Below are 24,398 nucleotides of genomic sequence, written 5' to 3' on the forward strand. Positions count from 1 at the left end.
TATAGTGAGGGTGTTCCCGCCCTTGCAAGACACGGAGCCGGATTAAGAATCGGCAACCGCGCGCGTCACGCGGGGAGACGTCGCGGCCGCATCATTGCCAAGCAGTGTTGCGCCAATGCTCTTGCACGCGTTCGCTCGCCAATTCATGCAGAAGATTGCGTTTACCATTTCACGGCACCCGATGCTGACCAGACCCGGCCGCATAGCCCTCAAGATCTTCGCGATGCTGGCTGCAGCCGGTTCGGGTGGGCTTGCCCAGGCTCAGCCGATGCAATTGCCGGGCGCGCAACCCTTCAATCCGCCGGGCGCACATCAGGCGGCGCCCCCCGGCACGGGCGGACCGGCCAAGCCGCACACCCCGTCGATGCCGGCCATCAAGCTGCCGACCGAGGAAGGGATCATCGGCCGCGTGCTCCGGCAGAATGGCGGCGCCGGCGAAGCGGTCTTCGAGAAGACACCGACCGGCTTTGGCCTCAAGCTCAACGCTGCCGGCTTCCAGCCCGGCAACCTGACCGAGCCCTGTGCCATTTCCTTCGGCGATACGCCGCTGCCGGTGACATCGCTCGGCAAGCCGGCCGGTGTGCCACGCTACAAGCTGGAGGCCTCGGCCTGCCCGATCGTGTTCGATGTCCTGGAGGGCGCCTTTCTGGTGGTCGAGCCGGAGCAACCCTGCGTGATCGAGGCAGCCGCCTGCCGGATCGATCCGCGAGGCCTCTGGGGCCCTGATGCACGCACCCTCTCGGCGCGGGCCAAGGAGATCGAATCCGAACGCGGCAGGGCGGAGCGCGCGGTGCGCGAGGGCTTTCGCGCGCTTGCAGCCAAGGGCGATCTCAGCACGCAGCGCAGCATCGCGCGGGAACAGGCCGGGTTCACCTCCGAGCGTGAGCTGACCTGCCGTGATTTCCAGCGCGAAGGCTCGCTCGGTTTCTGCGCCGCGCGCATCACAGAGGCCAAGGCTGCCGCAATCCGTGCCCGCCTCGGCCTGCCCGAACCCAAGCCCGAACGGCCCAAGCCGGCGCGACCGGCCGTGGCCCGCCCGGTCGCGCCGGCGGTTGCCGTTCCGACCCAGTAAGCCCGACCCTTACACTTTCGGCAGGTCCGGAACCTTGTAGGCCGTGGTCGCCTTGATCCGTTCCATCGCGAAGCGGGAGGTGACGTTCTTCAGCGGAATCGTCTCGATCAGCCGCTTATAGAACCCGTCATAGGCCGCCATGTCGGCAACCACCACGCGCAGCATGTAGTCGACATCGCCGGCCATCCGGTAGAACTCCATGACCTCCGGCATCGACGCGACCATCTGCGCGAATTTTTCCAGCCAGGGACCGGAATGGTCGGCGGTCTCGATCTGGACGAAGACCGTGAGCCCGAGTCCGATCTTCTCCGGCGCCACCAGCGCGACACGCTTGGTGATGACGCCCGTCGCCTCCAGCCGCTGAATCCGCTTCCAGCAGGGGGTCTGCGAGAGGCCGACGCGATCGGCCAGCTCGGCGATCGAGATGTTCGCATCACCTTGCAGGACAGTCAGGATTTTCCGGTCGATCGCATCCATTCTCTCAGCCCATCAATTGGAGAACTAATTTCCTATTGAATTGGGAATCTAGAGAAAAATCATCTTTTCGATGCCCGCATCTTGCTTTCAGATAGAAAATCCTTTTCTCAATCTGTCAACCGGCGTTCTCGCCGGACCGATTTTCACGAAGGATGGATCGATGGATCGCCGCCAGTTTCTGCTCGCCGGCTCTTCGCTTCTCGCGAGCACTCCCCTTGCCGGCGCTGCATGGGCCCAGAGCGGCGTGACAGCCCGTGTCGGCTACATCCCGGTCATCGGCACGGCGCCCGTCTTCGTTGCCAATGGCGAAGGCTGGCTCAAGGAGGCCGGCATCAATGCCGCCTTCACGGTTTTCGAATCCGGTCCGAACATGATCCAGGCCCTGGCCTCGGGCACGATCGACCTCTATGTCGCGGGTATCGCGCCACTTGCCGTCGCCCGCTCGCGCAGCGTCGACATTCGCGTCGTGGCCGCAACTGCGATTGCCGAGAACGTCTTCGTGGCAGCTCCCGCGCTCGCCAAGTTCTTTACGTCCGGCACCGCACCGGCTGCGGCCTTCGAGGCGCATAGGGCCGCCACCGGAAAACCGGCCCGGCTTGCGACCCAGCCCGCCGGCTCGGTGCCCAACACCACCCTGCAATATTGGCTCTGGGAGGTCGCCAAGGCCGACAAGGCCGATGTCGAGGTCGTGCCCATGGGCATCGACGCGACACAGCAGGCCGTGCTCGCTGCAGCTGTCGAGGGCGCGATCGTGCGCGAGCCGGCGCTGTCGATCATCCAGACCCGCAATCCCGGCATCAAGCTGATTGCCGGCGGCGAGGAGCTGTTCCCCGGCCAGCCCGGGACCGTGGTCGCAGCATCAGGCGATTTCGTGACCAAGAATCCGGACGCCGTGCAGAAGCTGGTGACGAGCCTGGTGCGTGCCGCCGCTCTGATCGCCAAGGACCCCGACAAGGCTGCCCCGCATGTCGGCGCCGCGCTTGGCAAGGGCATCGTCGACCCGGCCCTGATCCGACAGGCGCTGACCTCGCCCGCCAGCAAGTTCCAGATCGATCCGCGCGTCATCATCGAGCCGTCGCGTGCCATGCAGGCCTATCAGGTCAAGCTCGGCTCGCTCGAGAAGGAACTGCCTTTCGACGGCCTGTTCGAGACCCAGTATTACGAGCGCGCCATCAAAACCCTCTGACAGAATCCGGCGGCTGATCTTGACCTCGCTCAGGGCTCCGGCCCTCGCCTTTGCAGGCCTCCTCGCCTTCCTGCTGCTCTGGGAGGCGATCCCTCATTTCGGGCTGGTGAACCCAGCCTTCCTGCCTGGCCCGTCTGCCTTGCCGAAGGCATTCTGGCGCGAAGTGACCTCGGGCGCGTGGTTGTCGGCGATCGGCGGCTCGCTCGGCCATTATTTCACGGGCCTCATCGTCGGCGCCGGCCTCGGCATTGCCACTGGCGTGCTCGTCGGCATGTCGCGCACCGCGGACGAAGCCACGGCCTGGGTCGTGCGCGTGCTTCGGCCGATTCCCGGCCTCGCCTGGGTGCCCTTCGCCATCATCTGGTTCGGGGTCAATCCGTCGGCGGCGGTCTTCATCATCGCCATCGGCGTGTTCTGGATCGTCTTCTTTGCGGCACAGGGCGCGATCCGCGGCGTCGATCGTGACCTGATCGAGGTCGCGGATGCGTTTGGTTTCCGATCGGCCTGGCAGCGTCTGAGCAAGATCCTGCTGCCGGCCGCAATGCCCGGCATTCTGGTCGGCGTCCGCACCGCGCTTGGCCAGGCCTGGATGGCGGTGGTCGCCGCCGAGATCTTTGGTGTCGCCGGCGTCGGGCAGCGCATGATGCAGGCCTCCAGCCTGCTCGCGACCGACATCGTGGTGATCTACATGCTGACCATGGCCGCGCTTTACGGCCTGCTCGACACCGCCTTCGTCGCTTTCCAGGGATGGGTGCTGCGATGGAAAGCGTGATCGACATCAAGGCCCTGTCGCTGACCTTCACCCGCGACGGGGAAGCGACCGAGGTGCTGCACAAGCTTGACCTCCAGGTCGCGCGCGGCGAATTCCTCGCCATTGTCGGCCCATCCGGCGTCGGCAAGTCGACCCTGCTGCGCGTCATCGCCGGGCTCGCCAAACCGAGCGGCGGCGAGGTCATCTTCCATGCCAGGGACCGGACCCGCCGGCCGGTCGCGCTGGTCTTCCAGGATTCGCGCCTGCTGCCCTGGCGCAAGGTGATCTCCAATGTCGGCTTTGGGCTCGAGGGGCGGGCCTCGCGCCCTGCGCGGCTCAAGCAGGCTCAGGAGATGCTCGATCTCGTGGGGCTCGGTCAGCTCGCACAGCGCTGGCCCCACCAGCTCTCGGGCGGCCAGCGCCAACGCGTTTCGCTGGCGCGCGCGCTCGCGGTCGAGCCGGAAATCCTGCTGATGGACGAGCCCTTCTCGGCACTGGACGCACTGACGCGCGAAACCCTGCAGGACGAGCTGATCCGCGTCTGGCAAAGCACCGGCAAGACCGTGCTCTTCGTCACACACGACATCGACGAGGCTGCCTATCTCGCCGACCGCGTCGTCGTGCTCTCGGGCGCACCCGGCCAGATCATCGCCGAGCATCGGATCGCCGCTCCGCGCCCGCGCCGCCGCGGGGCCGCCGCCGAGACCGAGATCGTGCGGGCCGTGCGCCGCGGACTTGGCGCCGATATCGTCGCGGATGGCGCAGCGATCTGATCGCCGGTCACACCACGTCGTGATTCCAGCCGACGCGCAGCGCAGCCTCGGACACCCTCCCGGGCGCCGGGAGCGATGATCGCGTCCGGAACGGCGGCGCTGCGCGGCTCGTCCGGAATGGTGACGCTCCCGTGCGCGGGGCGACATCATAGCGCGGGGCATCCTTGCGCCTGACGCCCGAAGAAGGCCCTGCTCACGCGCTATCACCGGCTTGTCATTGGCGCGCAGCGCCAATCTGGGGCAGGTGAGCTGAGGCCTTTACGATTTGATGACGGAAAACATGGTCGAGCGCATTACAAACGGCTTGCTGCGGCGGGGCCTTCTCATCCTCGCACTGCTCCTGCCCGGCGCCGCCCTTGCCGCCGAATCTGCTGCGGTCACCAGCCCCCGCGTCACTGCGACCCTGCTCTCCAGCCGCGACGTCGTTGCGCCCGGCGAGCGCTTCCAGGTCGCGCTCAGCCAGAAGATCGCCAAGGGCTGGCACACATACTGGGCCAATCCCGGCGATTCCGGCGAACCGACGCGGATCGAGTGGACATTGCCCGCAGGCTTCAGCGTCGGTGCGATCCAATGGCCGGCGCCGAAGGCGCTCCCGGTCGAGCCGCTCGTCAATTTCGGCTTCGGCGATGCCGTGCTGCTGCCGGTGGAGATCACCGTTCCCGAAGGCGCACAGCCGGGCGAGCGCCTTGCCCTCAAGGCGAACGCGACCTGGCTGGTCTGCGAAAAAATCTGCATCCCCGAGGAAGGCTCCTTCACGCTCGACCTCAAGGTCGGCCCGGCCCCGGTCGCCGATGAGGCGGCACAGTCGCGGATCGATGCGGCCCGCGCCGCGCTGCCGCAACCTGCCGATTTCCGGGCGAAGCTGACCCAGGACGGCGATGCGCTCGCCCTCGCGCTGCCGGGCCTCGGGCAGCCCGTCGAGGAGCTGCGCTACTTCCCGCTGCTCGAGACCTTGATCGAGCACGCAGCCCCGCAGACCGCGACGAACACTGCCGCCGGCACGGTCTTGCAACTTGCCCGCTCCAGCTCGTTCAAGGTCGGCGAGACCGAGCTCAGCGGGGTCATCACCTATCGCGAGGCCGGCGTGCCGCGCGCGCTGAGCCTGATGGCCGATGTCGAGCCTGCGCTGGTCAATTCCACCACGGCGCCGCAAGCGGCCCAGGCCCCGGCCGTGGTGCGCGTCGCCGCAGCGCCCGAAAGCAACCTGACGCTCTGGGCGGCACTGGCCTTCGCCTTCGCCGGCGGCCTGATCCTCAACCTGATGCCCTGCGTGCTGCCGGTGCTGTTCATCAAGGCGCTCGGCTTCGCGCAGGCCGCGCAGGCGAGCCGCGCCGAGGTGCGCGAGCAGGGTCTGCTTTTCCTTTGCGGCGTCCTTACCAGCTTCATCATCCTTGCCGGCGCGGTGATCGCGCTGGCAGCGCTCGGCACCAGCATCGGCTGGGGGTTCCAGCTGCAATCGCCGCCCGTCGTGATCGCGCTGGCGGTCATCATGGTGCTGATCGGCCTCAACCTGCTCGGCGCATTCGAAATCGGCGGCTCCGTCCAGGGTGCCGGACATGGGCTTGCCTCCAGCGGCGGACGCTTGGGCGCCTTCATGACCGGGGCGCTCGCCGTCATCGTCGCGACGCCGTGCACCGCCCCCTTCATGGGCGCGGCGATGGGATATGCCGTGACGCAACCGCCGCAGATCGCGCTTGCGGTCTTCCTGGCGCTGGCGCTCGGCTTTGCCGCGCCGGTGGTCCTCCTGTCCTTCGCTCCCGGCTGGCTGCGTCTGCTGCCCAAGCCCGGCCGCTGGATGGTCATCCTCAAGCAGGCCTTTGCCTTCCCGATGTTCGCGACTGCGACCTGGCTGGTCTGGGTCGCCTCCGTCCAGGCCGGCCCCGGCGGCGTGCTTGCCGCTCTGGCTGCGATCCTCGCCGCCGGCTTCCTCGTCTGGCTGCTCGGCCTCGGCCGCAGTGCTGGCGGGCGGACCCGAGTCGCCCTGTCGGCTCTCGCCCTGTTCGTCGCCGTCAGCGCCGGGGCCTTCGTGCTGCAGAGTGCCGTTCCAAGCGCGACGGACGCAGCACGAGCCGGCGACATCGAGCCCTGGTCTCCCGAGCGCGTCGCCGCGCTGCAAGCGGAAGGGCGTCCCGTTTTCGTCAACTTCACCGCGGCCTGGTGCATCACCTGCCTTGCCAATGAGCGGGTCGCGCTGGTCCGGCAGGAGGTCAAGGACACCTTTGCCAAGCTGAACGTCGCCTATCTCAAGGCCGACTGGACCAACCGCAATGCCACCATCGCAGCCGCACTTGCCGAGCACGGCCGGGCCGGCGTGCCGCTCTACCTGTTCTATCCCGGCACGAAGGGCGCGCCGCCCGAAATCCTGCCACAACTCCTGACGACCGACATGCTGGTCGAGGCCGCCGGCCGTGCCGCCGGCAAAGAGGCGAGGACCGCGCAGAACCGACCCTGATCCTGGGAAGACGGAGGCAGACATGACAGCTGTGACACGTCAGAGGTTCATCGCAGGCTTGGTCCTTGCGGGCCTCACCCTCGCAGCGGCCCCGGCGCTCGCGCAGAGCGGCCCGCGGATCGGTGCGCCGGCCCCCGCCTTCTCGGCGCTCGATGTCGACGGCCGGACCCGGTCGCTCCCGGAATTCGCGGGCAAGACCGTGATCCTGGAATGGACCAATCACGACTGCCCCTATGTCCGCAAACACTACAACAGCGGCACCATGCAGAGCCTGCAGCGCGATATGACGAAGGAAGGCATCGTCTGGCTGAGCGTCGTCTCCTCACCGCCGGGTGAGCAGGGCTATGTCACGGCCGCCCAGGCCAAGGGGCTGACCGCCTCGCGCAACGCCGCCCCCAGCGACCTGTTGCTCGACCCCAAGGGCACCATGGGCCGCGCCTATCGCGCGCAGACCACGCCGCATCTGTACATCATCGATGGCAAGGGCACGCTGGTCTATGCGGGCGCGATCGACGACAAGCCCTCGGCCAGCGCCGCCAGCCTGAACGGCGCCAAGAGCTATGTGCGCCAGGCAGTCGCCGAAATGAAGGCCGGCAAACCGATCTCAGAAGCCACAACCAAGGCCTATGGCTGCGCGATCAAGCTCGCCCCGCTGAACTGACAGCAGCGAGCGCCGCCTCCGCACTGTCGCGGTGCCGCCGATCCACCTATGTCGAGGTCAGCGCGGCATGGTGCCTGATCGGCCACATCGACGATCGGATCCCTGGTCCGGCCGGCGCTTAGGGCGTCTCCTTGAGCGTCGCCTATCTCGCGACCAGCTGGACCAGCCCCAAGACAAAGCTCCATCCGGGCCGGGAAACGTCGTCACGTACGAGCCGGAAGCCGAGATTGCTCGGAGGCGTGCCGGATGCGCAGCCGCCGGCGCGCGCATCGCGAACGAAATCCGCCATGTAGGCCCGATGGCGGCCCTCAACGACGCGAACCCCGCAATTGGCCAGGACAGCCGTCCTTGCCCCCGTAGCAGCGACGGCGATGCGCTGAAAACAGGTGTCGGTCCATTCCCAGACATTGCCGGCCAAATCGAGAAGGCCATTCTCGTTCGCGCCGAAACTTCCAATCGGTTGTGGCGCCTTTGCGACTGTCGTCACGCGGCTCGCGTCCCTGTCATAGATCGCAAGCGCTCGCTGGCCGGGGTCGCCGCCACTGAGGTTTTCCGGCAGGGCGTCGTCGTGGAATCGGCTCGCGGCTGCATAGGCCCACTCGCCGTCCGTCGGTAGCCGGAACGTCGCCCCCGTCTCGCGTGACAACCAGGACGCATAGGCCTGAGTATCCCGCCAGCTCACTCCGACGACGGGACGGTCAACGGCAGCAGCGTCGGTGCCCGCCATCGGGCACGCTCGGGCTTTGACGCAGCGCAGATAATCCGCGACCGTGACCTGATTTTTCATCACAGCCAGCGGCCTGTCGACAGCAACCGCCACAATCGGCGCGATGATCGGCTTCCCGTCCCGCAAGAACTCGCCGCTGGCACGGTAACGGAATGTACCGGACCGCAGTTCCACGAGCTCCGGGAACGGCGCACGTGCTGTCGCCGATCCGGTGCCATATCCCGGCGCAAGGGCCGAGATCGCGATGGGCGCCAGCGCCGCGCTGGCCAGGGCCATGAGTTTGAACGCGGACAGCATGATGCCTCCCGAGGCGGCCGTCCGACGGCCCTAGGCGGGTGATGGTCAGATCATTTATGCGCGACGTTGCTCACAATCGGTTCGGGCGCCTTTACCTGGGTCATCAGGTCATCATTCCATTGACCCTCGACCCTGAAATGGGCTGTCGCACCAAGTTCGAAGGCCTCGATCATGTTGTGGTTCACGTATCCGACAATGCCGGGCTGAAGGAATTTGGTGAGCGCCGCGCCCGCGGATCCGCCCCGAATGAACCAGGTTTCGAGATTGGTCTCGGGAGGATTCGAGAACTTGCCGGTCTCCCAGACATAGTCTCCGAACCCGCCGACCAGATGTGGACGTGTGTCGCGGCTTGCCTGGGAATGCACGATCAGCACGTTCTCACCGACCTTTGCGGGCATCGCGTTCTTGCCCGTCAGGGCTCCGACCGCGCCGTTGAACACGACGTGACTTGGCACCAGCTTTCGCATGACCTCCATCGTGTCCATGTAGGCGTCGCCATGCGTGTCGTAGTGCTTGAATTTGCCCTTCTCGTCGCGCGGAACGTAATAATCATGCTCGCCGATGTAGTAGACGCGATCGTAGTGAAGCGGCCGTCCGGCCGCATCCTTGAGGCCGTCCCGCGGCAGCACCATCACGGCGCCGCTCATGCCCGAGGTGATATGCCAGGGGGTCATGGCACCTGGGATGCAGTGATAAGCGAACACACCCGTCCGGGTGGCCTTCCAGCGCAGCACGGTCTGCTCCCCGGGGTTGATCAAGGTCAGATCGGCACCGCCTGATGCGCCCGCAGCAGCATGGAAGTCGATATTGTGCGCCATCGAGTTGGTGTCGGGATTGGCAAGCGTCACCTCGACATAATCACCCTCGTGCACGACAAAAAGCGGCCCAKGGATCGACCCGTTGAAGGTCATGGCCTGCAACGTGGTGCCCTCTTCGTCGATAACGATCTTCTTCTCCTCGACCCAGAGCCTGAACTCCATGATCCTTGGGCCCAGCTTGGTCGCCTGCTCGTGAGGATGAACGAAGGGCGGTGCGACGAACTCGACCTTCTGTCGCGGCAGATCGAGCACCTGAGCCGATGCTGGAGCGACCAGCGCCCCGGCCAGGAATGCGGCGCCCCTGAGGGCGGCACGTCGGGAGATGGTGGCCTTACCACCGGCAATCTCGAATGCCTGTCCCATGGCCATCCCCCCTTGAGCACCATTCATTCGAAAGGATACCGGCGGTGCAATCGTGGAACTACGGACCAAGGTCGAAGAGCATTCGGGCGGTAGGTCTTGCAGCCCTTTGGCCGTGGCGCTGGCGCGCCCGGAGCAGGGAACGGCAGATGCTGGACTCGGGCAGAGCCACTACGGGCAGCTATCGCCGGCCGCGTCGCTTGGCCTGTTCCCCCGCGCCCTTCGGCCGCGATTCCGGAACCGGACCCATCTCGTCCAAGTTCGGCTTGCGCGGACGCGAGACCGGTTTGGCTTCGCCGCCGCCCCAGTTATGCGGGCCCATGTCCTCATCGGTGGGTTTGCGCGCCCGTGTCGGCAGGTTCGCCGACGCGCCGTAGCTGCGCTCCCCCTTGTACTTGCCAGCCGAGGCCTCGACATCGCTCTGGCGGGCGAGCGGGTCATCGGAGATGGCGAGTTCGGTCGCCTGCAGGCGCTTGATCTCGTCGCGCAACCGGGCGGCCGTCTCGAATTCGAGATCGGCGGCAGCCTCGCGCATGCGCTTCTCGAGATCGGCCAAGGCGGCCTTGAGGTTGTGCCCGGCGATCGGCGCATCGACCAAACCCTTGTCGACCGTGACATGGTCGCGCTCGTAGACCGAGCCGAGGATGTCGCCGATGGCGCGCTTGATCGTCTGCGGCGTGATGCCATTCGCGAGGTTATAGGCCTCCTGCTTCTCGCGGCGGCGATTGGTCTCCGCCATCGCGCGCTCCATCGAGCCTGTGATGTGGTCGGCATAGAGGATGACCTTGCCGTCGACATTGCGGGCGGCGCGGCCGATGGTCTGGATCAAGGAAGTCTCGGAGCGCAGAAAGCCTTCCTTGTCGGCGTCGAGAATGGCGACGAAGCCGCATTCCGGGATGTCCAGGCCCTCGCGCAGCAGATTGATGCCGACCAGCACGTCGAAAGCGCCGAGGCGGAGATCGCGCAGAATCTCGATGCGCTCGATCGTGTCGATGTCGGAATGCATGTAGCGCACGCGCACGCCGTTCTCGTGGAGGTACTCGGTCAGGTCCTCGGCCATGCGCTTGGTCAGCACGGTGACGAGGCTGCGGTAGCCCTTCTCGGTGACCTCCTTGATCTCGTCGAGCAGGTCGGCAACCTGGTGCTTGGCGGGGCGGACCTCGACCGGAGGGTCGATCAGCCCGGTTGGACGGATGACCTGCTCGGTGAAGACACCGCCGGTGCGGTCCATCTCCCAGCCGCCGGGCGTCGCCGAGACATGCACCGATTGCGGGCGCATCGCGTCCCATTCCTCGAAGCGCAGCGGCCGGTTATCCATGCAGGACGGCAGGCGGAAGCCGTATTCGGCCAATGTCGCCTTGCGGCGGAAGTCGCCCCGGTACATGCCGCCGATCTGCGGCACGGTGACGTGGCTCTCATCGGTGAAGACCAGCGCATTGTCGGGCAGGTACTCGAACAGGGTCGGCGGCGGCTCGCCCGGCTTTCGGCCGGTGAGATAGCGCGAATAGTTCTCGATGCCGTTGCACGAACCGGTCGACTCGATCATCTCTATGTCGAAGGTGCAACGCTGGTCGAGCCGCTGCGCTTCGAGATAGCGCCCCATGCGATTGAGTTCCTCAAGGCGGGCCTTGAGCTCCTCCTTGATCGACTTGACAGCCTGGGTCAGCGTCGGGCGCGGCGTGGTGTAGTGCGAATTGCCGTAGACTTTCACGAATTCGAGGTCGGCCGTCTTTTGACCGGTGAGCGGATCGAATTCCGAGATGCTTTCGACCTCGTCGCCGAACAGGCCGATGCGCCAGGCGCGGTCCTCATAGTGGGCCGGGAACAGCTCGATGACATCGCCACGCACGCGAAAGGTGCCGCGGGCGAAATCGCCAAGCGTGCGCTTGTATTGCAGGGCGACGAGATCGGCGATGAGCTGACGCTGCTCGATGCGCTCGCCGAGTTTGATGGCGAAGGTCATCGCCGTATAGGTCTCGACCGAGCCGATGCCGTAGATGCAGGAGACGCTGGCGACGATGATGACGTCGTCGCGCTCCAGCAGCGAGCGCGTGGCCGAGTGGCGCATGCGGTCGATCTGCTCGTTGATCGAGGATTCCTTCTCGATAAACGTGTCCGAACGCGGGACGTAGGCCTCCGGCTGATAGTAGTCGTAGTAGGAGACGAAGTACTCCACCGCGTTGTCGGGGAAGAAACTCTTGAATTCACCGTAGAGCTGTGCGGCCAGCGTCTTGTTCGGGGCGAGGATCAGAGCCGGGCGCTGCGTCTCCTCGATCACCTTGGCCATCGTGAAGGTCTTGCCGGAGCCGGTAACGCCGAGCAGGACCTGGTCGCGCTCCTGCCGTGCGACGCCGTCGACGAGATCGGCGATCGCGGTCGGCTGGTCACCAGCCGGCTCGAAATCCGACTGCATGCGGAAGGCGATGCCGCCCTCGGACTTGTCCGGGCGGGCCGGGCGATGCGGCGTCCAGGGCTTGCCGGGATCGATGAAGGGGCTGCCGGACTCGAGCAGGTGCTGCAGCGAATGCGCGGTGACGGAGGCAGCGGTCTCGCCCTCGGCCTCGCCGAAGGCAGAGGCCGCGTCGCCTTTCTTCGGCTTTTTCTTCAGCTTGGTGTCGCCGGGGCGCGGCTCGCCATAACCGGCCTGCGGCTGGTCGCTGAAACCGGAGGCGCCGCCCGGGACCGCCCTGCCGCGGTTGATCGCGGGATTGAGCAGATCGGCGAGATAGCCCTCGAGCGGCTTCAACTCGGGCTTGGTGGCCTTGGAGTTCGGCGTGCGCGCGGAGGCGGGCTTTTTTGCAGGCTTAGCCTTGGCGGTCGTGTCGGAGCTTTTCGGCATGGCGGCAATATGGGGCGAAACCGGGCGGAGCGCGAGGGGTACGCCGTCGCAGCAGGCGGATAACTGACAGCAGGTGACAGGAGTACACCGTGGCAGGAGAAGCCGGATTGAAGCGGTCCCGGGGGTGGGCGCGATGCAAGTCCGGCTTTCATCGCGCGCCGGCGCATATCGAGACGGAGCGAGGCTTATCCGCGGGACTTGGTCTTGCCGCAGCCGCCGGACATGTTGAGGGTCACGGCTGCGCGAATGAGAGCCTTCAATGCCCCTTCGTCAATCGTCTCACCCTCGTGGATGTCGATGGCCCGCCTGGTGTTGCCATCCAGACTGGAATTGAAGAGGCCCGATGGGTCGTCGAGTGAGGCCCCCTTGGCAAAGGTCATTTTGACGACGCTCTTGTAGGTCTCCCCAGTGCAGATCAATCCGTCGTGGGACCACACCGGAACCCCTCGCCATTTCCACTCCTCTACCACCTCAGGATCGGCTTGCCTGATCCATACGCGGAGCTGGGAGAGCATCTTGCCTCGCCAGTCGCCCAGCTCGGTGATCCGCTCGTCGATCATCCGAGACGGGGAGTTTTCGTTCTGGGACTCGCTCTGGCTCATGATCTTCCCTTCTCTCCGGAACTCTCGCTTCTGGGATCGGGCCAACCGTCTGCTCGAGATCGCAGCGCAACCTCTCGAAGAGGCTGGGCCGGCCGGTAAACGTCTTGGAGAGCACGGTGTGTCTGCACGGATCACAACGCATAACTCTCTGGCTATTGATCTGCATTCATAATCATTGGGCTATACGTCAGTCAATCGAAGCCTGCGCGCGCAACGATCGCCGTCGGGTCTCGCAACTCAGGATCAAGGTGGCCGCGACGGACGGCCCGACGCAAGCGCGGCGCTCTTCCGGCATCGGCTGCCCCCTTGGGAACGGGACTGCGCTCGTGATCGGGGGCCAGGGGCAGCGCGCGATGGCTCTGCTCTTGATGGTGCGGCCGGACACGGGGGTGTAGACTGTTCGGGTCTTGTCTTCGGCAGTGCCTGATCCCCATCTCCAAGTGATCGCCGCTTCAGATTCCAGCATCGGGTTGGCGCTGCATCGCAAGCAGTCGTGAGGACGTAACACTGAAAGCTGTGGTCCGGTTCGCCGGATGTGCCGAGATCAATAGGAGGAGGCCAGAATGACTCGCGCCTTCGTCAAGGAAGCCGAGGAAAGAGGGACCCTGGACGAGCTGCCGGACCGGCCAGTCTCGCCTCACCCGAACCTCGTGACGCCTGAGGGGCTCGCACAGATCGAGGCCCAGCTGGCGCGCTGGCATGACGAACACGCGGCGGCGCTGGCCGGAGGCGACCGCACCGAGATCGCTCAGACGCGGCGCGAGTTCCGCTACTGGGCGGCGCGGCGCGCCAGCGCCAAGCTGGCCCCTGCGCAGGAAAGGCACGACATCGTCCGCTTCGGCTCGACAGTGACGATCCGCCGGGCCGATGGGCGCGAGCAGAACTGGCGGCTGGTCGGCGAGGACGAGGCCGATCCGGCACACGGAACGCTGCCCTATGTCGCGCCGTTGGCGAGCGCGCTGATGGGCAAGGGCATTGGCGAGAGCGTCAGCATCGGCACTGAGGCGGTCGAGATCATCGCGATCTCCTGAGGCGATCGTTCAGCTATCCGCGAGCCAGGCCTGAATCCCTGCTGCAGCTGCGACTCCGGTCGCGAAACAGGCCTGCAGCAGATAGCCGCCGGTCGGCGCCTCCCAATCCAGCATCTCGCCTGCGACAAAGGTACCGGGCAAGCGTTTCAGCATGAAGCCTTCCTCGACCTCGGCCGCGGCGACGCCACCGGCGGTGGAGATCGCCCGCTCGATCGGTCTGAGACCGGTGAGCACCAGAGGCGCGGCCTTGATCAGTGCGGCCAGCCTCTCCGCGTCTTCGGGGAGTGGCCCCTTCGCCGCTTCGCGCAGCAGCGCAATCGCGGATGGAGCAAGACCTGCAGCCTTGCGCAGATGATTGCTCAGCGTCACGCCCTTGCGACGATGCGCGAGGCGCTGGACCAGCAGTGCCGCCTCGTGATCGGGCCGCAGATCGATGGTGATGACCGCCCTGCCCTCGCGCAGGATCGTCTCGCGAATCGGGGCAGAGAGTGCATAGACCGCGCCGCCTTCCAGACCCGTCGCATCGATCATCGCCTCGCCGGGCACGGATTGGCCGCCGAAGCTCAGGACGATGCGCTTCAACGGTACTCCGGCAAAACGCTCTCGCATGGTCTGGGACCAATCGACCGTGAAACCGCCATTGGCCGGGCGCAGCGGCGCGATCGCAACGCCGCGCGCCGCCAACAAGGGTGCCCAGCCACCATCCGAACCCAGCCGTGGCCAGCTCGCACCGCCGAGCGCGAGCAGCGTCGCGTCGGGCCGCGCCTCGACATCGGCGCCATCGCGGCTCCGGAACGTCAGAGCTCCCGCTTCGCTCCAGCCGGTCCAGCGCTGCCCAGGCGCGAAGGCGACGCCGAGACCATCGAGCCGGCGCAGCCATGCCCTCAGCAGGGGCGAGGCCTTCATGGCGCGCGGGAAGACGCGGCCGCTGCTGCCGACGAACGTGTCCTGCCCGAGCGCATCGGCCCAGTCGCGCAGGGATTGTGGCGGGAAGGCGCGAATGGCCGGCTCCAGCCAGGCTTGCGCATCGCGATAGCGGGGCAGGAACCTGTCGAGCGGTTCGGAATGGGTAAGGTTCAATCCGCCGCGCCCGGCCAGCAGGAATTTGCGGGCCGGCGAGGGCATGCGATCGTAGATCGTGACGGTGTCCCCGGCTGCCGCAAGGCGCTCGGCCGCGATCAGCCCGGAGGGCCCTGCTCCAATAATGGCGACGTGATGTGTGGGCATCGGTCCGGCTTGCCGTCAGCGCGCCCTGCGGTCAAGGGTAATCCCGCCCCGAAGGCCATCGACAGGGACGAACCATGCCGACCATCGCCGCCTATTTCGGCGCAGCCATTCTCGAAATCGCCGGCTGTTTCGCGTTCTGGGGCTGGCTCCGGCTCGACAAGCCCATCTGGTGGCTCGTACCCGGACTGTTTTCGCTCGCCCTGTTCGCCTGGCTGCTGACGCTGGCGGAGAGCGAAGCCGCCGGACGGGCCTATGCCGCCTATGGCGGCGTCTACATCGTCAGTTCGCTCGCCTGGCTCTGGGCCGTGGAAGGCTTTCGCCCCGACCGCTGGGACATTATCGGTGGGCTGATCTGCCTCGCCGGCGCGGCGATTATTATCGCAGGGCCGCGCGAGGGTATCGGCCCGAAAGGTGGATTGCGGTTTTCGGGAAGGCCGATGCAACCATAGACGGTTAGATCGTCGGGCGGATTCGATATCCGGCCCGATGATCCAAGTCCCCGATGATCCAAGTCTCAGCTCCGCGCAAAGGTCTCGTCGAAGGCATAGCCGGCACCGCGCACGGTCCGCAGCGGGTCCTTGGCGTTGTCAGGAGTGATCGCCTTGCGCAGCCGGCCGACATGGACGTCGACGGTGCGCTCGTCGATATAGACGTCGCGGCCCCAGACCGCGTCGAGCAGCTGGGCCCGGGAATAGACCCGCCCCGGCGCCTGCATCAGGAATTCGAGCAGGCGGAACTCGGTCGGGCCGAGATGCAGCTCGCTGCCTGAGCGGCGGACACGGCGGGTGGTGCGGTCGAGTTCGAGATCGCCGGCGGCCAACAGGCCGGCGACATGACCCGGCTTGGCGCGGCGTAGCAACGCCTGGATGCGGGCGATCAGCTCGGGCAGCGAGAACGGCTTGACGACATAGTCGTCGGCCCCGGTGGCGAGGCCGCGCACACGCTCGGTTTCCTCGCCGCGGGCGGTGAGCATGATGATCGGCACCCGCTCGGTATCGCGACGGGTCCGCAGCCTCCGGCAGAGCTCGATGCCGGAAAGGCCCGGCAGCATCCAGTCGAGCAGCACGAGGTCCGGCGTATGATCGCGCAGATGCAGCTCGGCATCGTCGCCACGCGCGACGCTGTCGACCTCGAAGCCCTCGGCTTCGAGATTGTAGCGCAGCAACAGGGTCAGCGGCTCTTCGTCCTCAACGATCAGGATGCGTGCAGGCATGTCTCACTCGGTCCCAAAGGTGTCGGGCGCCGGTCACTMACCGGTGGCGGCGTCCAGAAGGATATTGGTCGTGTCGAGCTTCGGGCGGGCTGCGTCCAAGGCTTCGCCCGTGACGAGATAGTGGATCGTCTCGGCGATGTTGGTGGTGTGGTCGCCGATGCGCTCGACATTCTTGGCGCAGAACAGGAGATGCGTGCAGAAGGTGATGTTGCGCGGGTCTTCCATCATATAGGTGAGCAGCTCGCGGAAGAGCGAGGTATAGAGCGCGTCGATCTCATCGTCGCGGCGCCAGACCTCCATGGCCTTCTGCTCGTTGCTGACGGCGTAAGCGTCGAGCACGTCCTTGAGCTGGGCCTGAACCAGGCGGCTCATATGCTCGAGGCCGACGACCGCGCGCGACGGCGGCTGGAACTGGCCGGAGATGGCGACCGCGCGCTTGGCGATATTCTTGGCGAGATCGCCGACACGCTCGATATCGGCGGCGATGCGGATGGCGGAGATCAGCTCGCGCAGGTCGTTGGCGAGCGGCTGGCGCCGGGCGATGGTGAGCACCGCCTTCTCCTCTACCTCGCGCTGCAGATTGTCGAGGCGCTGGTCGGCGCTGATGACCTTCTGTGCCAGCCCGGTGTCGCGGCGCACCAGGGCGACTGTCGAATCGCCGAGCATGCGCTCCGACATGCCCCCCATCTCGGCCAGGCTGCGGCGGATCCCCTCGAGATCGGCATCATATGAGCGGACGATGTGATCAGTCATCGCGGCGTATCCTTTGTCGGCAAAGCAGTTGGAAGGCTGGGCGCCGGTTCAGCCGAAGCGGCCGGTGACGTAGTCCTGCGTCTGCTTCTTGTGCGGGTTCATGAAGATGGTGTTGGTGGCGTCGAATTCGATCACCTCACCGAGATACATGAAGGCGGTGTACTGCGAGATACGCGCCGCCTGCTGCATGTTGTGGGTGACGATGACGATGGTGAAGTCGGTCTTGAGCTGCTCGAGCAGGTCCTCGATCTTGCCGGTCGAGATCGGATCGAGCGCCGAGGTCGGCTCGTCGAACAGGATGACTTCCGGCTTCTGGGCAATGGTCCGCGCAATGCAGAGGCGCTGCTGCTGGCCGCCGGACAGGCCCATGCCGGAGGTCTTCAGCTTGTCCTTGACCTCGTCCCAGAGCGCGGAACGGCGCAGCGCACCCTCGACGCGGTCATCGAGCTCGGATTTCGGTGGCTTCTCGTAGAGGCGGATGCCGAATGCGACATTGTCGTAGATCGACATCGGGAAGGGCGTCGGCTTCTGGAACACCATGCCGACGCGCGAGCGCAGCTCGTTCACATCGATATCGTTGCTGATGACGTTGCGGCCGTCGAGCAGGATCTCGCCGGTGGCGCGCTGCTCGGGATAAAGCGAGTAGATCCGGTTGAAAATGCGCAGCAGGGTCGACTTGCCGCAGCCCGACGGTCCGATCAGGGCCGTGACATGGCGGTCCCGGAAGTCGAGATTGATGTTCTTCAGCGCCTTGTGCTCGCCGTAGTAGAAATCGAGGTTCTTGACCGCGATCCGGACGGGGGCCTCGGCATCAAGCGCTTGCGGGCTCAGTTCCAGCGTCGAAAGCATCGACTTGTTCCTTCAGATCGAACGCGACGAGGGTTTAAGGCCGTTCATTTGCCGCCCCGCACGATACGGCGGGCGATAAGCGAGAGGCACAGGATCGAGACGGTGATGATCAGCGAACCGGCCCAGGCGAGTTGCTGCCAGTTCTCATAGGGGGCGGAGGCGAACTGGTAGATCGTCACCGGCAGGTTGGAGACGCCGCCGACGAGGCTGGGCGAGAACCAGAAATTGTTGTTCAGCGCAGTGAAGATCAGCGGCGCCGTCTCGCCGGCGATGCGCGCCAGGGCCAGCAGGATACCGGTGACCATGCCGGATTTCGCCGCCCGCCAGGTCACGCTGGTGATGACGACCGAAGGCGGGGCGCCGAGCGCAGCACCGGCTTCACGCAACGAGCTCGGCACGAGGCGCAGCATGTCCTCGGTGGTGCGCACGATCACCGGGATCGCGATGATGCCCAGCGCCACGCCGCCGGCCCAGCCGGAATAGCCGCGGAATGGCTCGACCAGGATGACGTAGACGAAGAGGCCGATCAGGATCGACGGCGCCGAGAGCAGGATGTCGTTGATGAAACGGATCAGGTCCGCGAGCTTGGAGCCCTTGCCGTATTCGGCAAGGTAGGTGCCGGCGAGCACGCCCACCGGCGTCGCCACGGCGATGCCGAGGAAGGTCAGCACGATCGAGCCGACAATGGCGTTGGCAAGGCCGCCCCCCTCGCTGCCGGGACCGGGCGTCACCTGGGTGAAGGTCGCGACGGAGAGCCCGCCGATCCCCTTCACGAGCAGCATGCCGAGAATCCAGAACAGCACGAAGATGGCGAGAAGGGTGAAGCTGGTGGCGATGATCTTCATCGCCCGATCCGCGGTGCGGCGCGCGGGGCGGACGCGGCCCCAGACCTGATGAGGCGTCGTTGCGGGCGGGGTGACGGCGCTGTTCATGGCCAGGCTCCGCTCAGAAGGACTTGACGCGCGCGACAAGGATACGCGCGATCACGAGGACGACGAAGGTGACGAAGAAGAGGATGCAGCCGAGCGCGATCAGCGCGTTGAGCTGCAGGCCCATCGCCTCGTTGAATTCGTTGGCGATGCGCGAGGCAATGGTCGAGCCGGGGTCCATGATCGAGGCCGAAAGCCGGTTGGCATTGCCGACGACGAAGGTCACCGCCATGGTCTCGCCAAGCGCGCGGCCAAGACCGAGCATGATCGCGCCGATGATCGAGACGCCGGCCTGCGGCACCAGCACATGGCGCACGACCTCCCAGGTCGTGGCGCCGATGCCATAGGCGCTCTCACGCAGCACGGACGGGATCTGCTCCAGCATGTCGCGGGTGATCGAGGCGATGAAGGGGATGATCATGAAGGCGAGGATGATGCCGGCCGTCAGGATGCCGAGCCCCGAGGGCGAGCGCGAATACAGCACGGTGCCGACCAGCGGAATGCCTTCGACGATGTTCGAGACCGGGATCTGCACATATGCCGCGAAGAGCGGCACGAAAACGAAGAGACCCCACATGCCGTAAATGATCGAGGGCACGGCGGCGAGCAGCTCGATCGTCGTCGAGACCGGGCGCTTGAACCAGGGCGGCGCGAGCTGGGTGAGGTAGACGGCGATGCCGAGCGAGAGCGGCACGCCAAGGACCAGCGCGATCAGCGCGGTCGACAAGGTGCCTACGATGGCAGGCCAGGCGCCATACTGCTCGTTCTGGGTGTCCCAGACGCTGGACGTGATGAAACCAAGGCCGAATTCGCGGAAGGCGGGCCAGCCGCCGATGATCATCGAGGCGATGATGCCCGCGAGCAGCACCAGCACGAAGAGCGCGGCGGCCCGGCTGGCATTGCGGAAGACAATGTCGAAGGTGCCCTTTGGAGTGCGGCGAATGGCGGGCGCGCCGGGCGCGGCCATCTGGTCTGTCACGGCAGCCATCCGTGGTTACTCCGGTCGCATAAGAAGCACGAGGAAACGGGTCTCACAAAGTCGAACGCGAGGCGGGAACAACCCGCCTCGCGTCATAGCATGGATCAGAAGATCGGCTTGCCAGCCGGGTCGGTGGCGCCCTTCCAGGCGGCGCGGACCTGATCCTTGACGTTGGCCGGGAGCGGCACGTAGTCGAGATCGAGCGCGAGCTTGTCGCCGTTCTTGAAGGCCCAGTCGACGAATTTCAGCGCGGACTGCACCTCTTCGGGCTTCTCCGGCTTGGCATGGACGAGCAGGAAGGTGGCGGAGGTGATCGGCCAGGCCTGGGCGCCCTTCTGGTTGTTCAACGAGATGCCGAAGCCGGGAGCCTCGTTCCAGTTCGCATTGGCGGCAGCGGCCTGGAAGGACTTGTCGTCCGGAGCCGGGAACTGGCCGTCGGCGTTCTCGACCAGCGCATGGGCCAGTTTGTTCTGCTTGGCATAGGCGTACTCGACATAGCCGATCGAGTTCGCGACCTGCTTGACGGAGGCCGAGACGCCCTCATTGCCCTTGCCGCCGATGCCGACCGGCCACTGCACGGCCGTGTTGGTGCCGATCTTCGACTTCCAGTCCGGCGAAACGCGCGAGAGATAGTCGGTGAAGACGAAGGTCGTGCCCGAGCCGTCCGAACGATAGACCGGGTTGATGTTGGCGTCAGGCAGGGTCAGGCCGGCATTGATGGCGACGATCTTGGGATCGTTCCACTTCTTGATGGTGCCCTGATAGATGTCGGCGATGATCGCGCCGGTGAGCTTCAGCTTGCCCGGCTCGACGCCGGCAATGTTGACGGCCGGAACGACGCCACCCATGACGGTCGGGAACTGGATCAGGCCGTCCTTGGTCAGGTCCTCGCCCTTGAGCGGGGCATCGGTCGCGCCGAACGCAACCGTCTTGGCCTTGATCTGCCGGATACCGCCGCCTGAGCCGATCGACTGATAGTTGAGACCGATATTGGTCTCCTTCTTATAAGCTTCAGCCCATTTCGAGTAGATCGGGAAAGGGAAGGTCGCGCCCGCGCCGGTAATGTCGGCGGCCTGGGCAACGCCGGCCAAGCCGATCGTCGCAGCCGCGAGAATGAGAATTTTGCGCATTAGAGGAGTCCTCGTCTGGGTCGCAGTCTTTAGCAGCCCCGCTAGAACACCTTCCATGTGACAGACAGATGACAGACCGTCACGTTCGCCGTCACATTGGTCAGGACGGGCTCCGCATCATCGCGCCGAGGCGCGGCAGGATCGCCTTGAAGAGGGCGCCCTTGCCGTACTCGCTCTCGATGGTGAGACGGCCGCGATGGCGTAACACGATGTGCTTGACGATGGCGAGACCAAGGCCCGTGCCGCCGGCCTCGCGGCTCGCGGCCGTGTCGACACGATAGAAGCGTTCGGTGAGGCGGGGCAGATGCTCGGGCGGGATGCCTGGCCCGTCGTCACGAACGCTGACGCTGGCTTCGCTCGCGCCCTCGACCACATTGATTGCAACCACGCCGCCCTCACGGCCATATTTGATGGCGTTCTCGACGAGGTTCTCCATCAGCCGCAGCAACTCGTCGCGGTCCCCCGCGACTTGGACCGGCTGGGTCGGCGTCTCGAGCTTCAACGCCACCTTGCGCTCGCGTGCCATCAGGGTGAGCGAGTCGACGATCTCGCGCGAAATCGCGGAGAGATCGACAGGCGTGTCCGGCGCGAGATGGGCGCGCAGCTCGATGCGCGAGAGCGAAAGCAGATCGTCGACCAACCGCGCCATGCGCAGACCCTGTTCGCGCATGATGGCGAGAAAGCGGTCGCGCGCGCCGGTATCGTTGCGCGCCGGTCCCTGCAGGGTCTCGACGAAGCCGAGAAGGGAGGCGAGCGGCGTGCGCAGTTCGTGGCTGGCATTCGCCACGAAATCGACGCGCATGCGTTCCGTGACGCGCAGCTCACTCAGATCCTCGAAGGTCAGCACCACGGGATTACGCCAGACGCCGCCGGTCAAAGCTGCGATGTGGATGCGGAATGTGCGCTCGACCGGCACGCGCTCGACCAACTCGATGACCCGGCGCCCTCCACGGCGCGAAACCTGCTCGATCGCGTCGATCAGGTCGGGGTCGCGCAGGACGAGCGTGAGCGACTGGCCGCGTTCGAGCGCCGGAATGAGCGCGCGCATCGCTGGGCTCAGTGCCTGCGCCACCCCTTGCGCATCGAGCAGCACCACGGCGGAACCCAGCGCCTCGATCAGCGCTGCAGTGGCCGGCGCGTGGGGATCGACGACATCGACCATGTGAACATGCCTATCAGGAGGAAGCTGGCGCCCTCATAGGGGCTGGCACGCGCTCTGCCAATCGCTCCGGGCGAGATGCCCCCCGCACTTGCGAGGCCCCCCACAGCGCGCGGCGACACTGGGCGAAATCCACGCCATCCAGGATCTCAGCAGGAACGAAGCGCGCTTGGGTGGTCACTATCGGCGACGCGCCGGGCGCCGCGGAGGCCGAGGCTGTCTCGACCATGATCGGAATTGCGACCGGCCGCTCTCGCTCAGATCAAGAATGTATTTTCAGCCAATTATCATCGTTTTATTGAGACAACATCGGACTTGGAAAGGCTACTGATAATGATGCTCAATCGATGCAACGATGACCATCGGCATGGCCAGCCATCTTTTGGCCTTCTACGGACACTATTCGGACATGGAACTGGTCAGCCAGACCAAGAATTTGGTGGCTTGAGCCTTCCATTCTCCCTAGTCTTGTTGAGTCTTTTATGCGTCATTTTATCTTGGCTGCATGCGTTGCAGTATGCCTCCCTGCGACCGCCCAAGCCAATGTCCCCGCCGGCAAGGTTTCCTTCCAACCGCAAGTGAAGGGGTTGGGCTGCCTCAAACCGGAAACCCTGGCGATGATCAGCGAGTTGGTCGCCAAGATCGGCCCGATCAAGATCACCTCGACCTGCGGCGGTCGCCATGCCCGGAACTCGCAGCATTATAGCGGAAAGGCGATCGACTTCAGGCCACTAGCCGCCTCTACACGCAGCGCGGTCGCTGCCGCCAAGGCCCTCGCGAGCACCGGCGGCGTCGGTTCCTATTCGAACGGCATCGTCCATGCGGATGTCGGCGCGCGCGAGGCCTCCTGGTATGGGCACAAGCGCAGCAGCCGCCAGGTCGCCTACGCAGCGCGCAGCAGCCGCTAAAGCGTCGGCTTTCGAGAAAGACGCGGCAATCACAGCAGTCGGATCATCTGACCGGATACGAGATCAGGTCAGATGATCTGAAGGGGCGGCACCCTAGATATCGTGGCGCTTAATGCGGCGGATCATTTCGTGCAGCGCCAGCATCACCAGCGCCAGGATGAAGGGCAGCAGGTAGTAGATGATGCGGAAGAGCAGCAAGGCTCCAAGCACATGACCATAGGGCAGTCGGTTGAGCGCGACGAGCATCGTCGCCTCGAAGACTCCCAACCCGCCGGGCGTATGGGCGGCGATGCCGATCAGGCAAGCGAAGACATAGGCCGCCAGGAAAGCCGGATATTCCAGCCCATAGCCGCCGGGCAGCAGTACGAAGAGCACGGCGGCGGCGGCGCAGACCTCGCAGGCGCCAAGTGTCATCTGGCCTAGCGTGATGCCGAGCCCCGGCAGCGGCAGATTCCAGCCGCGGACCCGGAAAGTGCGTTCGTCGGTCGCGACCCAGACGAGATAGCCGAGGATGGCGAGCCCCGTGGCGCCACCGACGACCTGCACGACCCAGGGCGAGGTGCGCGCGAGCATCGCGACAGAATCGGTGGCATAGAACAGGCAGGCGCTGAGGATCGCGCCGAGGCCGAGCCAGAAGGTCAGGCCGGCGATAATCGTCAGGCGAGCGACCTCGGAGGCGCGCACCCCCTTGGCCGAGTAGATCCAGTAACGAACGGTGCCGCCCGTCACGATCGGGAATCCGAGCGTGAAGGACACGGAATAGCTGGTGAAGGAGGCGAGTGCGGTCGTTCGGTAGGGGATCGACATCCCCAGCCTTCTCAGCGCCAGCGCATCATAGCCGGTCAGCAGCAGATAGCTCAGCGCGGTGAAGCCGAGCGCCAGCCCGATCTGGCGGCGGCTGGCATCGGCGAAGGCACCGGCTACCTGGCCCGGCTCCATCTCGCGGATGATCAGCCAGAGGACGGCCAGTGAAGCGACGAAGATGACCGTGCTGGCAAGTGGGCCGAGCCAGCGCCAGCGACTGCGTTTGCGCAGCGGCATTCCGGGCTCGTGCGGGCCGTACGACATGCTCTCTCGTGGTCAATTGCGCGAGGTGGGAATGTGCTCGCGTCGATTGCGGACGGGAGGGCACCGCAGCGCCCCGGCCCCGACAGATAGCGCCTCGGCCGCGATCCACAAGACGGGACGACGCGGCGAATGCGCAC

General features: G+C 65.7%; 23 protein-coding genes. 9 read left to right on the plus strand and 14 right to left on the minus strand.

Annotated elements, in window-relative coordinates; all coding sequences use genetic code 11:
• The first annotated feature begins 181 nt into the window (after nucleotides 1-181).
• Nucleotides 182-1,072 (plus strand): hypothetical protein, encoded by an 891-nt coding sequence (locus AC1DIO_RS11690; RefSeq protein ID WP_441490792.1) that lies wholly within the window; start codon nucleotides 182-184, stop codon nucleotides 1,070-1,072.
• A gap of 9 nt (nucleotides 1,073-1,081) precedes the next feature.
• On the opposite strand, the gene AC1DIO_RS11695 is transcribed toward AC1DIO_RS11690, so the two are convergent.
• Complete coding sequence (locus tag AC1DIO_RS11695; RefSeq protein ID WP_441490791.1) at nucleotides 1,082-1,549, minus strand: Lrp/AsnC family transcriptional regulator; 468 nt, start codon at nucleotides 1,547-1,549, stop codon at nucleotides 1,082-1,084.
• A gap of 160 nt (nucleotides 1,550-1,709) precedes the next feature.
• On the opposite strand from AC1DIO_RS11695, the gene AC1DIO_RS11700 reads away from it, so the two are divergent.
• The 5 genes from AC1DIO_RS11700 to AC1DIO_RS11720 all read left to right on the plus strand — a co-directional run bounded on the left by AC1DIO_RS11700 (nucleotide 1,710) and on the right by AC1DIO_RS11720 (nucleotide 7,372).
• On the plus strand, nucleotides 1,710-2,735 hold the full coding sequence (locus AC1DIO_RS11700; protein ID WP_441506358.1) for an ABC transporter substrate-binding protein: 1,026 nt from the start codon (nucleotides 1,710-1,712) through the stop codon (nucleotides 2,733-2,735).
• A gap of 19 nt (nucleotides 2,736-2,754) precedes the next feature.
• Nucleotides 2,755-3,507: an ABC transporter permease gene (locus tag AC1DIO_RS11705; RefSeq protein WP_441506359.1), complete on the plus strand. Its 753-nt coding sequence runs from the start codon at nucleotides 2,755-2,757 to the stop codon at nucleotides 3,505-3,507.
• The gene (locus tag AC1DIO_RS11710; protein WP_441506360.1) at nucleotides 3,495-4,259 is read left to right on the plus strand and encodes an ABC transporter ATP-binding protein; all 765 of its coding nucleotides are present in this window, start codon (nucleotides 3,495-3,497) and stop codon (nucleotides 4,257-4,259) included. The genes AC1DIO_RS11705 and AC1DIO_RS11710 overlap by 13 nt, the downstream gene beginning before the upstream one ends.
• Nucleotides 4,260-4,539: 280 nt before the next feature.
• Nucleotides 4,540-6,711 (plus strand): protein-disulfide reductase DsbD family protein, encoded by a 2,172-nt coding sequence (locus tag AC1DIO_RS11715; protein ID WP_441506361.1) that lies wholly within the window; start codon nucleotides 4,540-4,542, stop codon nucleotides 6,709-6,711.
• Between the two features lie 22 nt (nucleotides 6,712-6,733).
• Complete coding sequence (locus tag AC1DIO_RS11720) at nucleotides 6,734-7,372, plus strand: redoxin domain-containing protein (protein ID WP_441506362.1); 639 nt, start codon at nucleotides 6,734-6,736, stop codon at nucleotides 7,370-7,372.
• Between the two features lie 142 nt (nucleotides 7,373-7,514).
• On the opposite strand, the gene AC1DIO_RS11725 is transcribed toward AC1DIO_RS11720, so the two are convergent.
• The 4 genes from AC1DIO_RS11725 to AC1DIO_RS11740 all read right to left on the minus strand — a co-directional run bounded on the left by AC1DIO_RS11725 (nucleotide 7,515) and on the right by AC1DIO_RS11740 (nucleotide 13,015).
• Nucleotides 7,515-8,396: a formylglycine-generating enzyme family protein gene (locus AC1DIO_RS11725; RefSeq protein ID WP_441506363.1), complete on the minus strand. Its 882-nt coding sequence runs from the start codon at nucleotides 8,394-8,396 to the stop codon at nucleotides 7,515-7,517.
• 50 nt (nucleotides 8,397-8,446) lie between these two features.
• Entirely contained in the window at nucleotides 8,447-9,577 is a 1,131-nt protein-coding gene (nirK, locus tag AC1DIO_RS11730; RefSeq protein ID WP_476853428.1) for a copper-containing nitrite reductase, read from the minus strand.
• 178 nt (nucleotides 9,578-9,755) lie between these two features.
• Nucleotides 9,756-12,413 carry an excinuclease ABC subunit UvrB gene (gene uvrB, locus AC1DIO_RS11735; RefSeq protein WP_441506365.1) on the minus strand — a complete coding sequence of 886 codons (2,658 nt, stop codon included), beginning with the start codon at nucleotides 12,411-12,413 and terminating at the stop codon, nucleotides 9,756-9,758.
• Between the two features lie 185 nt (nucleotides 12,414-12,598).
• A complete protein-coding gene (locus AC1DIO_RS11740; RefSeq protein WP_441506366.1) occupies nucleotides 12,599-13,015 on the minus strand; it encodes a DUF1801 domain-containing protein in 417 nt (138 codons plus the stop codon).
• A 563-nt stretch (nucleotides 13,016-13,578) separates the two neighbouring features.
• Here AC1DIO_RS11740 and greA point away from each other — a divergent pair.
• Complete coding sequence (gene greA / locus AC1DIO_RS11745) at nucleotides 13,579-14,046, plus strand: transcription elongation factor GreA (protein ID WP_441506367.1); 468 nt, start codon at nucleotides 13,579-13,581, stop codon at nucleotides 14,044-14,046.
• A 9-nt stretch (nucleotides 14,047-14,055) separates the two neighbouring features.
• Here greA and AC1DIO_RS11750 read toward each other — a convergent pair whose 3' ends face one another.
• The gene (locus tag AC1DIO_RS11750) at nucleotides 14,056-15,273 is read right to left on the minus strand and encodes a TIGR03862 family flavoprotein (RefSeq protein WP_441506368.1); all 1,218 of its coding nucleotides are present in this window, start codon (nucleotides 15,271-15,273) and stop codon (nucleotides 14,056-14,058) included.
• A 74-nt stretch (nucleotides 15,274-15,347) separates the two neighbouring features.
• On the opposite strand from AC1DIO_RS11750, the gene AC1DIO_RS11755 reads away from it, so the two are divergent.
• Nucleotides 15,348-15,722, plus strand: a complete 375-nt coding sequence (locus AC1DIO_RS11755) for a YnfA family protein (protein WP_476853429.1) — start codon at nucleotides 15,348-15,350, stop codon at nucleotides 15,720-15,722.
• 65 nt (nucleotides 15,723-15,787) lie between these two features.
• Here AC1DIO_RS11755 and phoB read toward each other — a convergent pair whose 3' ends face one another.
• From phoB to AC1DIO_RS11790, 7 genes are all read right to left on the minus strand, one after another.
• Nucleotides 15,788-16,486, minus strand: a complete 699-nt coding sequence (gene phoB / locus AC1DIO_RS11760; RefSeq protein WP_043235687.1) for a phosphate regulon transcriptional regulator PhoB — start codon at nucleotides 16,484-16,486, stop codon at nucleotides 15,788-15,790.
• A gap of 33 nt (nucleotides 16,487-16,519) precedes the next feature.
• Complete coding sequence (gene phoU, locus AC1DIO_RS11765) at nucleotides 16,520-17,239, minus strand: phosphate signaling complex protein PhoU (RefSeq protein ID WP_476853430.1); 720 nt, start codon at nucleotides 17,237-17,239, stop codon at nucleotides 16,520-16,522.
• A 48-nt stretch (nucleotides 17,240-17,287) separates the two neighbouring features.
• A complete protein-coding gene (gene pstB / locus AC1DIO_RS11770; protein WP_069878064.1) occupies nucleotides 17,288-18,088 on the minus strand; it encodes a phosphate ABC transporter ATP-binding protein PstB in 801 nt (266 codons plus the stop codon).
• Nucleotides 18,089-18,132: 44 nt separating this feature from the next.
• Complete coding sequence (pstA, locus tag AC1DIO_RS11775; RefSeq protein WP_441490779.1) at nucleotides 18,133-19,020, minus strand: phosphate ABC transporter permease PstA; 888 nt, start codon at nucleotides 19,018-19,020, stop codon at nucleotides 18,133-18,135.
• Between the two features lie 13 nt (nucleotides 19,021-19,033).
• The gene (gene pstC, locus AC1DIO_RS11780; RefSeq protein WP_069878068.1) at nucleotides 19,034-20,005 is read right to left on the minus strand and encodes a phosphate ABC transporter permease subunit PstC; all 972 of its coding nucleotides are present in this window, start codon (nucleotides 20,003-20,005) and stop codon (nucleotides 19,034-19,036) included.
• A gap of 95 nt (nucleotides 20,006-20,100) precedes the next feature.
• Nucleotides 20,101-21,126 (minus strand): phosphate ABC transporter substrate-binding protein PstS, encoded by a 1,026-nt coding sequence (pstS, locus tag AC1DIO_RS11785; protein ID WP_441506370.1) that lies wholly within the window; start codon nucleotides 21,124-21,126, stop codon nucleotides 20,101-20,103.
• Between the two features lie 100 nt (nucleotides 21,127-21,226).
• Complete coding sequence (locus AC1DIO_RS11790) at nucleotides 21,227-22,288, minus strand: ATP-binding protein (protein ID WP_441490777.1); 1,062 nt, start codon at nucleotides 22,286-22,288, stop codon at nucleotides 21,227-21,229.
• A gap of 614 nt (nucleotides 22,289-22,902) precedes the next feature.
• Here AC1DIO_RS11790 and AC1DIO_RS11795 point away from each other — a divergent pair.
• Nucleotides 22,903-23,193 (plus strand): hypothetical protein, encoded by a 291-nt coding sequence (locus AC1DIO_RS11795; RefSeq protein ID WP_441490776.1) that lies wholly within the window; start codon nucleotides 22,903-22,905, stop codon nucleotides 23,191-23,193.
• Nucleotides 23,194-23,286: 93 nt separating this feature from the next.
• Here the strand turns inward: AC1DIO_RS11795 and AC1DIO_RS11800 are convergent, their stop codons facing one another.
• Nucleotides 23,287-24,234, minus strand: a complete 948-nt coding sequence (locus tag AC1DIO_RS11800; RefSeq protein ID WP_441490775.1) for a lysylphosphatidylglycerol synthase domain-containing protein — start codon at nucleotides 24,232-24,234, stop codon at nucleotides 23,287-23,289.
• Nucleotides 24,235-24,398 lie beyond the last annotated feature (164 nt).

This window comes from Allobosea sp. 05T439 (assembly GCF_056396005.1).

Excerpts from the sequence above, each read along its gene's own strand:
- AC1DIO_RS11690 (WP_441490792.1), top strand. The coding sequence starts at position 182 with ATGCTGACCAGACCCGGCCGCATAGCCCTCAAGATCTTCGCGATGCTG.
- AC1DIO_RS11695 (WP_441490791.1), bottom strand. The coding sequence starts at position 1,549 with ATGGATGCGATCGACCGGAAAATCCTGACTGTCCTGCAAGGTGATGCG.
- AC1DIO_RS11700 (WP_441506358.1), top strand. The coding sequence starts at position 1,710 with ATGGATCGCCGCCAGTTTCTGCTCGCCGGCTCTTCGCTTCTCGCGAGC.
- AC1DIO_RS11710 (WP_441506360.1), top strand. The coding sequence starts at position 3,495 with ATGGAAAGCGTGATCGACATCAAGGCCCTGTCGCTGACCTTCACCCGC.
- AC1DIO_RS11715 (WP_441506361.1), top strand. The coding sequence starts at position 4,540 with ATGGTCGAGCGCATTACAAACGGCTTGCTGCGGCGGGGCCTTCTCATC.
- AC1DIO_RS11720 (WP_441506362.1), top strand. The coding sequence starts at position 6,734 with ATGACAGCTGTGACACGTCAGAGGTTCATCGCAGGCTTGGTCCTTGCG.
- AC1DIO_RS11725 (WP_441506363.1), bottom strand. The coding sequence starts at position 8,396 with ATGCTGTCCGCGTTCAAACTCATGGCCCTGGCCAGCGCGGCGCTGGCG.
- uvrB (WP_441506365.1), bottom strand. The coding sequence starts at position 12,413 with ATGCCGAAAAGCTCCGACACGACCGCCAAGGCTAAGCCTGCAAAAAAG.
- AC1DIO_RS11740 (WP_441506366.1), bottom strand. The coding sequence starts at position 13,015 with ATGAGCCAGAGCGAGTCCCAGAACGAAAACTCCCCGTCTCGGATGATC.
- greA (WP_441506367.1), top strand. The coding sequence starts at position 13,579 with ATGACTCGCGCCTTCGTCAAGGAAGCCGAGGAAAGAGGGACCCTGGAC.
- AC1DIO_RS11750 (WP_441506368.1), bottom strand. The coding sequence starts at position 15,273 with ATGCCCACACATCACGTCGCCATTATTGGAGCAGGGCCCTCCGGGCTG.
- AC1DIO_RS11755 (WP_476853429.1), top strand. The coding sequence starts at position 15,348 with ATGCCGACCATCGCCGCCTATTTCGGCGCAGCCATTCTCGAAATCGCC.
- phoB (WP_043235687.1), bottom strand. The coding sequence starts at position 16,486 with ATGCCTGCACGCATCCTGATCGTTGAGGACGAAGAGCCGCTGACCCTG.
- pstB (WP_069878064.1), bottom strand. The coding sequence starts at position 18,088 with ATGCTTTCGACGCTGGAACTGAGCCCGCAAGCGCTTGATGCCGAGGCC.
- pstA (WP_441490779.1), bottom strand. The coding sequence starts at position 19,020 with ATGAACAGCGCCGTCACCCCGCCCGCAACGACGCCTCATCAGGTCTGG.
- pstC (WP_069878068.1), bottom strand. The coding sequence starts at position 20,005 with ATGGCTGCCGTGACAGACCAGATGGCCGCGCCCGGCGCGCCCGCCATT.
- pstS (WP_441506370.1), bottom strand. The coding sequence starts at position 21,126 with ATGCGCAAAATTCTCATTCTCGCGGCTGCGACGATCGGCTTGGCCGGC.
- AC1DIO_RS11790 (WP_441490777.1), bottom strand. The coding sequence starts at position 22,288 with ATGGTCGATGTCGTCGATCCCCACGCGCCGGCCACTGCAGCGCTGATC.
- AC1DIO_RS11795 (WP_441490776.1), top strand. The coding sequence starts at position 22,903 with ATGATCAGCGAGTTGGTCGCCAAGATCGGCCCGATCAAGATCACCTCG.
- AC1DIO_RS11800 (WP_441490775.1), bottom strand. The coding sequence starts at position 24,234 with ATGCCGCTGCGCAAACGCAGTCGCTGGCGCTGGCTCGGCCCACTTGCC.